This is a genomic window from Hyphomonas sp., assembly GCF_037969335.1.
Taxonomy (GTDB): domain Bacteria; phylum Pseudomonadota; class Alphaproteobacteria; order Caulobacterales; family Hyphomonadaceae; genus Hyphomonas.
Window position 1 is genome coordinate 1 of record NZ_JBBKXE010000049.1, and the last position, 6506, is coordinate 6506.

Annotated in this window: 8 protein-coding genes; 4 read left to right on the forward strand and 4 right to left on the reverse strand. The window is 62.3% G+C overall.

Annotation, left to right across the window (positions count from 1 at the left end; all coding sequences use genetic code 11):
• On the forward strand, nucleotides 1-463 hold a 463-nt coding region (locus AADA04_RS03820; protein ID WP_340691913.1), incomplete at its 5' end, for a hypothetical protein.
• Nucleotides 464-495: 32 nt separating this feature from the next.
• Here AADA04_RS03820 and AADA04_RS03825 read toward each other — a convergent pair.
• Genes AADA04_RS03825 through AADA04_RS03835 form a run of 3 tightly spaced genes read right to left on the reverse strand, consistent with a single transcriptional unit; the run spans nucleotide 496 to nucleotide 2987 of the window.
• Nucleotides 496-2127 carry a sensor histidine kinase gene (locus AADA04_RS03825; RefSeq protein ID WP_340691914.1) on the reverse strand — a complete coding sequence of 544 codons (1632 nt, stop codon included), beginning with the start codon at nucleotides 2125-2127 and terminating at the stop codon, nucleotides 496-498.
• Between the two features lie 55 nt (nucleotides 2128-2182).
• Nucleotides 2183-2785, reverse strand: a complete 603-nt coding sequence (locus AADA04_RS03830; RefSeq protein ID WP_340691915.1) for a sigma-70 family RNA polymerase sigma factor — start codon at nucleotides 2783-2785, stop codon at nucleotides 2183-2185.
• Nucleotides 2786-2795: 10 nt separating this feature from the next.
• A complete protein-coding gene (locus tag AADA04_RS03835; RefSeq protein WP_340691916.1) occupies nucleotides 2796-2987 on the reverse strand; it encodes a NepR family anti-sigma factor in 192 nt (63 codons plus the stop codon).
• Nucleotides 2988-3154: 167 nt separating this feature from the next.
• Here AADA04_RS03835 and AADA04_RS03840 point away from each other — a divergent pair, with 167 nt between their 5' ends.
• Complete coding sequence (locus tag AADA04_RS03840; protein ID WP_340691917.1) at nucleotides 3155-3949, forward strand: response regulator; 795 nt, start codon at nucleotides 3155-3157, stop codon at nucleotides 3947-3949.
• Between the two features lie 93 nt (nucleotides 3950-4042).
• Here AADA04_RS03840 and AADA04_RS03845 read toward each other — a convergent pair whose 3' ends face one another.
• On the reverse strand, nucleotides 4043-5116 hold the full coding sequence (locus AADA04_RS03845; RefSeq protein ID WP_340691918.1) for a GGDEF domain-containing protein: 1074 nt from the start codon (nucleotides 5114-5116) through the stop codon (nucleotides 4043-4045).
• Between the two features lie 287 nt (nucleotides 5117-5403).
• Between AADA04_RS03845 and AADA04_RS03850 the strand changes: the two genes are divergently transcribed.
• Both AADA04_RS03850 and AADA04_RS03855 read left to right on the forward strand, forming a co-directional pair.
• Complete coding sequence (locus tag AADA04_RS03850) at nucleotides 5404-5661, forward strand: hypothetical protein (RefSeq protein WP_340691919.1); 258 nt, start codon at nucleotides 5404-5406, stop codon at nucleotides 5659-5661.
• 96 nt (nucleotides 5662-5757) lie between these two features.
• Nucleotides 5758-6506, forward strand: a 749-nt coding sequence (locus AADA04_RS03855; protein ID WP_340691920.1) for a D-alanyl-D-alanine carboxypeptidase, incomplete at its 3' end; no start/stop codon positions are given.

Here is a 6506-nt window from a genome sequence, read left to right on the forward strand (position 1 = left end):
GTCCCTGACGCTCCTGAATACAGACACACGCCCGATGCCTGCCGGGCTCGGCTACCATCCCTATTTTCTGTGCACCAACCAAACGACGCTCCGGTTCGATGCCGGGAGCGCCGCTCCGCCCATGGTGAAGGGCCCTCTGGTGTCCCAGCCGCTCGTTGCCGCTACCAGCTTTGCGAGCCCGCGCCCGGTGTCGGAAACCGATCTCGATCACTGCTATGCGGGCTGGCAAGGGTCTGCCACGATCATCCAGCCGGAGACCGGCCTGCAGGTTTCGGTGAACTCGCTGCGGGGCGCGCAACACTGCATTGTCTATACGCCAGCCGATGAGCCCTATTTCTGCGTCGAACCGGTCTCACACCTCACCGGCGCTTTCGAAGCACCTGATCCCGCCGCTGCCGGGCTGGAACTGTTGCAGCCTGGAGAAACACTGGACATCGCCATTTCCATTGAGCCCAAGCTTTAGGCAGGCAGGGTGAGGCGGGCAGGGCGCTGGCTTTATGCGTTCCGGGGCATGAACAGGGTCAGGCGACAGCCGCCATCTAGGCTCGCATCCACCGTCAGCTCGGCAGACAATTGGCGCGAAAAGGCGGTCATCAGCTTCGACCCCAGCCCGCCGCCATTCTGGGTTTCGGATGTCGTCGATGGATCAAAGCCGCGACCATTATCGGCTATGACCAGCGTGGTTCCGTCCACGTCGACGCCGAGCGAGATGCGGATCTGGCCGCCGGCGGGCCCGAATGCGTATTTCATCGCATTCGTGACGGCTTCAACGATGAACAGGGCCATGGGGATGGCATCGTCCGCCGGGCGCTCGACATCGGCATAGGACTGGACGATCTCGACACGGGATTCTTCCATGCCGAGGGCTTCGGACAGGTGTGTGACAAGACCGCTCAGGAACGGTTTCAGGCGGACCTGTTCGAGGCGCTCGTTCTGGTAGAGTGTCTGGTGGACAATCGCGAGGGCGTCGATCCGGTGGCGCGCTGCTGCGATCGCCGCCTTGGCCTCGGGGTCGCGCAGCTGGCGGCCCTGCAGGTTGAGGAAGCTTGTCACGATCTGGAGGTTGTTTTTCACGCGGTGGTGAATTTCGCGAACGGCCTCGTCGCGGCTTGCAATGGCCAGCTTCAGGTCCTTGTCGCGTTCGCCGATATCCTTGGCCATCACGTCCATCGCGCGGGCAAGCTTGGCGATCTCGTCAGGTGCTTTGTCGAACGTCTCTCCGGCCTTGAACTGGTAGCGCCCGGCGCCATACACCCGCACCGTCCGGGTCAACCGCGACAGCCAGCGAAGGACCAGCGAGTCAATCGCGATCCAGACCGCCAGCAGGGCCACCGAGAAGGCGACCAGCGGCAGGCCGATCGACCTGACCGGGCGCAGCGTGAAATCGCTCCACAGGCCCGGAGACTTGCGCGAGATCGCGGCAAAGACATTGCCCGGACCCACGGGCTGGATCACCACGTCAAGCGACTCGCCATCTTCGCCGGTCAGGACGAACAGTTTCGCCGATTCCGCTTTTGCTACCTGCGCGACCCAGTCTGGATCGATCTTCGAAAACCGCTGGCTGCCAAAGGACTCGCCGCGGTCGTCCAGCAATGCCACTTCCACGCCCTCGGGCAGGGATTCGCCCTGCGACAACGATGCCAGCTGCTCCGTCCGCAGCTCGAGTCCGGCAGACCCTGCAAACCCGCCATCCTCGTCCTCAAGACGCATGAGGATGGCAAACAGCCATTCGCCGCTCCGCTCACTGAAATACGTGTCGCTGCGAACCGTCTTCTCACCGCGTTTCAGTCGCGCATTATTCTCGGGATCAGGCAGGGACCATCCGGCATCGGATACGGCTGAACAGGTTGCGACCCCTTCGGTATCAAAGCGGGACACATTCGCGAGCGGTACGATGCGGTCCTGGAGGATGTTGAACACTTTCTTGCAGCGCCTGCGCACCAGGTCATCCCGGTACAGGGTCAGCATCAGCGTGGCTTCGTTGATCGATTGTTCGACACCGTCCAGGGACGCGTCAGCGACCAGCAGGAGATTGGCCCGGCGGTCGTCCATGCCCTTGGTCGCGTCGAGATAGGCGGAGATGGCAGACAGCACCAGGATCGGAGTCAGGGCTGCCACGAGCGTCATGACGAGACGCTTGCGTAGGGATCCTGACTTCGCTTTCTGTGGGAGGTGGCCGGGCTCAGCTTGTCGGCGCACGGGCGATCTCGTCCGCTTGCATCATGATGTCGTCAAAGGCTTTTTCAGCCGACATGCCGGAGTCACTATTATAGCCGGTGGAATTTGATTCGAGTATCTCGATCACTGCCTTGCGGGCGCGCGAAACCCGGCTCTTGATCGTACCGACGGCACAGCCGCAGATTTCAGCCGCTTCCTCATAGGCCATCCCGCCCGCACCGACGAGGATCAGGGCCTCTTTCTGGTCGACAGGCAGCAAGGTCAGCGCATTGCGCAAGGCCAGCAGTTCGAGCGCGTCTGCCGGATTGCTGTTGGAGACGAGGGTTGCCTCGGCCACTTCCGGGTCCAGCGGCTGGCGGCGCCAGCTGCGGCGCTTTTCCGAATAGAACGCGTTGCGCAGGATCGTGAACGCCCACGCTTTCATGTTGGTACCGGCCACGAAGCTCTCGCGGGCATTCCAGGCCTTCAGCATGGCGTCCTGTGCCAGGTCGTCGGCCAGCGACGCATCGCGGCACAGGCTGCGGGCAAAGGCACGAAGGTGAGGAATGAGCGCGGTCAGTTCCTGTTTGAACGTCGCGTCGTCGAGTGTCGTGCGGTCATCGGTCATGCTCGGTGCCTCACTCATCTGACGTGGAGGGCTTCGAGGACTTCTTCTTGTCCGCCTCTTCCAGCAGTTTCAGGAACTCGTCCGGAACCTCTTCCTTGGCGACATCTTCATAAATACGGCGTAGCTGATCCCCGATTTTGGCACCGCGACGTTTCAGGTCAGCATCTGATTTCTGCTGACCTGGCTGCTTTTTTTTGTTCATTGGCTGGACTCTGGATTCGATCAAGGGATGGTACCTGCTGTTCAACTCACATAGTGCAACAGCGGGCAACAGCATTGGTTCCACCAGAAAACAATTAATTTAGCAGCGCGTGCAACCTTTTCGGGTGCAGCGAGTTGTAGATGAAGATTCAGATCAAGAGGGATATCATGGACTTGGTACAGAAATTCGCCCCACACCTGCCGCTGCTGCGCCGATATGCGCGCGCGCTGACCGGCAGCCAGGACAGCGGAGACGCCTATATCCGGGCCTCTCTCGCAGCGCTTGTGGAAGATCCGGACCAGATCAACAGCGACATCGACGCGCGCACAGCCCTCTATCGCTTTTTCCATGTCATCTGGGGCGGCACCGGCGCGCAGCTGGACGCCGGCACCGACGTATCAGGCGCTGCAGCCGATCGCCGTTTGCAGGCACTGGCGCCGATCCAGCGGCAGGCCTTTCTCCTCACCGCCCTTGAAGGCTTTTCCGTCAAGGATGCGGCCTTCATTCTCGGCGTGTCCGTGGAAGAGCATGGCGAGCTGGTGAATGCCGCCCACCGCGATATCGAGCAGGATCTCAAGACCAAGGTGCTGATCATCGAGGACGAGCCGATCATTGCGGCCGATCTCGAAAACCTCGTTGGCGATCTCGGCCACGAAGTGACCGGCAATGCCACCACGCGGTCCGAAGCTGTCGATATGGCCAAGGCCAATCCGCCCGGCCTCATCCTGTGTGATATCCAGCTGGCCGACGGATCGTCCGGTATCGACGCGGCGCATGACATTCTCGCGCTGATGGATGTGCCGATCATCTTCATCACGGCTTTCCCCGAGCGCCTGCTTACCGGCGAGCGCCCAGAGCCGACCTTCCTGATTCCGAAGCCGTTCCAGGAAAACACGGTCAAGGCCGCCATCGGACAGGCCCTGTTCTTCAATCCGGCCCGGACGCCGAACGTCTCGGTCTGACGCCCCCGCCCGGCGAAATCCGGGGCGGCGGGCCCTCCGTTCTGCGCCAACGCGAATCCGGTCGCCAATGACCGGCACAGCCGCCCGGACGGGTCAGTCGAAGCCAATCGCCATGACGCGATTGCGGCCTGCCGCCTTGGCCTGGTAAAGATATGAATCGGCCTGGCCAACCAGCTCCTGCACCGTCATGCCGGGCGAAAAGCGCGCGACGCCAAACGACGCCATGACGGCAGATGCCGCAGACTCGCGTCCCGTGACGGCCAGTTTGGCTTCCTCGAAAGAGTGCTTGATCCTGACAAGCAGGTTATACGCCGACAAGACGGTTGTCCGCGGAAAGATGATCGCGAATTCGTCGCCGCCATATCGGGCGACCATGTCCTGGCCTTTGATATTCTTTTCGACGATCGCAGCGAACTGTTTCAGCACTTCATCGCCATGCTGGTGGCCGAACGTGTCGTTGACCTCCTTGAAGTGGTCGAGATCAGCCATCGCGATGCACAGGTTCGTGCCGTCCTGTTCCGCATCCGACACGTCCTGCTGGATCCGCTGGTCGAAGGCGCGACGGTTCCAGACGTCCGTCAGGGGATCGAGCAGCGATGCTTTCTGGATCTCTGCCAGTTCCGTATTCAGGACATGTATCTGCGCCTGCGAGGCCATCAGGCTGCTGTTCAATTGCTGCGTCGCCTCGCTCATCCGCTTGTTTTCTTCAGCCAGGTTGGCAACGATGGCCGAGACGTCTTCCAGCGATGCCGAGCCCGGCAAGCGGTCCTGGACATCGCTCAGCGTCTCACGGAAACTGTCACTTTGCGTCGCGCCGTCCCGAATGACGCGCAGGACGCTTTCGATTTCCTTCTCCACCGCCCGCGTGACATTGCCCGTCGACTCTTCGGTGCCCCCCGGCGACAGCATGCCCTGCTCGAGCTGGCTGATATCGTAAGGGGTCAATCCGCCATTCTTCAGCAGGAACTCATCGACGCGTCGCGCCAGCTCCGGATCGGTGCCGGATACATAGGCATACCACAATGCGTATGTGCCCGGAAAAGGCGGCGTTCGGTAGCGTTCAATCAGACCGAATGCCTTTCCCGCGTTCTGGTAGATTTCGATCGAGTCCGGACGATCCGCCATCTGATCCTCGGCTTCCTTGGTGTCGATTAAGTCCGCCTGCATGGCGCGGTCCCCCCCGGGCTGGTTCACGTCAGACTCTATTTCATGGTCTTTTCGCTATAGTTAACGCGGCCGAAATCGCGCGCGATAAAACACGGCAATCTGAACGGCTTGCATCATCCATCCTCGCCCCGGTGGAAGGCCCGTCATCGGGGCGTTGCCAGTCATTGCAAATTGATGGCGATGGGATCATGCTCTGCACAGTCCACGCTTCGAATGGCAGGCGGGACCGGGCTCCGGTGACACACGTCCCAGTCCCAATATGCGATAACAGCAAAAGGAACACGACGATGCGCAAATTGACATCAACAGGCCTGGTACTGGTCGGCATTTTCATGCTGGCAGCATGTGGCCAGGGCACGAGCGCGGAAAAGCAGGGCGAGAAGATGGATTCCGCCATCGAGGAAGCCACCGGCCAGGAGATTGATCGCGGTGACGGCGTCATGGAAAATGCCGGCGAAGCGATCGATGACATCACGGGCCAGGAAAATGATGATCCGGTCGACGCCATCCACGACGCCGCCGAAGAGGCGACAGACCCGTCCTGATACCGGCCTGAAACGGCGCCAGCCCGCTTGCGGGCTGGCATGCCCGCCCCGGGGGCGTCTCGCCGGAGCGTCGCTGGCTGAGAGGGGACACGCGACATGTACACTGCCTGCCGGGCCGTCCTGCTCATCGCATGCCTGCTCGTCTCCGCCTGCGTATCGCCGCTGCAGCGCGACCTCGATACGATCCTGCATCCGCCGGAATTGCAGGGCGTGCGCTGGGGCCTGCTGGTCATCGACATGCAGGGCCACGAAATCGTCGCCCTCAACCCCGACCAGCGCTTCCTGCCTGCCTCCAACACCAAACTGTTCACCACCGCCGCCGTCTTCCGCTGGCAGGATGAGCTTGACGCCATGCTGCCCCGCCTCGGCACCTTCATCGCGCTGGAAGATGTCGGCGAGACCGGCGCGCCCGTGCTTGTCCTCCACGGGCGCGGCGACCCGGCCCTCAGCGACGCGCCCAATTGCGAAACACGCTGCCTCGCCACGCTGGCAGACGCCGTGGCCGGCATCGGCCTCACCGCCATCGCCCATGTCATCGGCGACGATACCTGGTTCCCGGACCAGCGCTGGGGCCCCGGCTGGAGCTGGGACGACCTGCAGACAGCCTATGGCACGGCCACCTCCGCGCTCACCGTCAATAACAATACCGTCACGCTCACCATCACGCCCGCCGCCACAGAGGGCGCCCCGGCCGAGGTCGCATGGGCGCCGGGCGACGCCGCTTACACCATCCTCAACGACACGGTCACGGCCCCCCGCCCGCAGGCGGATGCCGACAATGCGGGCGAGGCGGCGCAAGACGATCTTCGCGTTACCCATCTGCCCGGCACGGCCACGGTCCGCGT

Coding starts and splice junctions, on each gene's coding strand:
- AADA04_RS03825 (WP_340691914.1), bottom strand. CDS start 2,127: ATGACGCTCGTGGCAGCCCTGACTCCGATCCTGGTGCTGTCTGCCATC.
- AADA04_RS03830 (WP_340691915.1), bottom strand. CDS start 2,785: ATGACCGATGACCGCACGACACTCGACGACGCGACGTTCAAACAGGAA.
- AADA04_RS03835 (WP_340691916.1), bottom strand. CDS start 2,987: ATGAACAAAAAAAAGCAGCCAGGTCAGCAGAAATCAGATGCTGACCTG.
- AADA04_RS03840 (WP_340691917.1), top strand. CDS start 3,155: ATGGACTTGGTACAGAAATTCGCCCCACACCTGCCGCTGCTGCGCCGA.
- AADA04_RS03845 (WP_340691918.1), bottom strand. CDS start 5,116: ATGCAGGCGGACTTAATCGACACCAAGGAAGCCGAGGATCAGATGGCG.
- AADA04_RS03850 (WP_340691919.1), top strand. CDS start 5,404: ATGCGCAAATTGACATCAACAGGCCTGGTACTGGTCGGCATTTTCATG.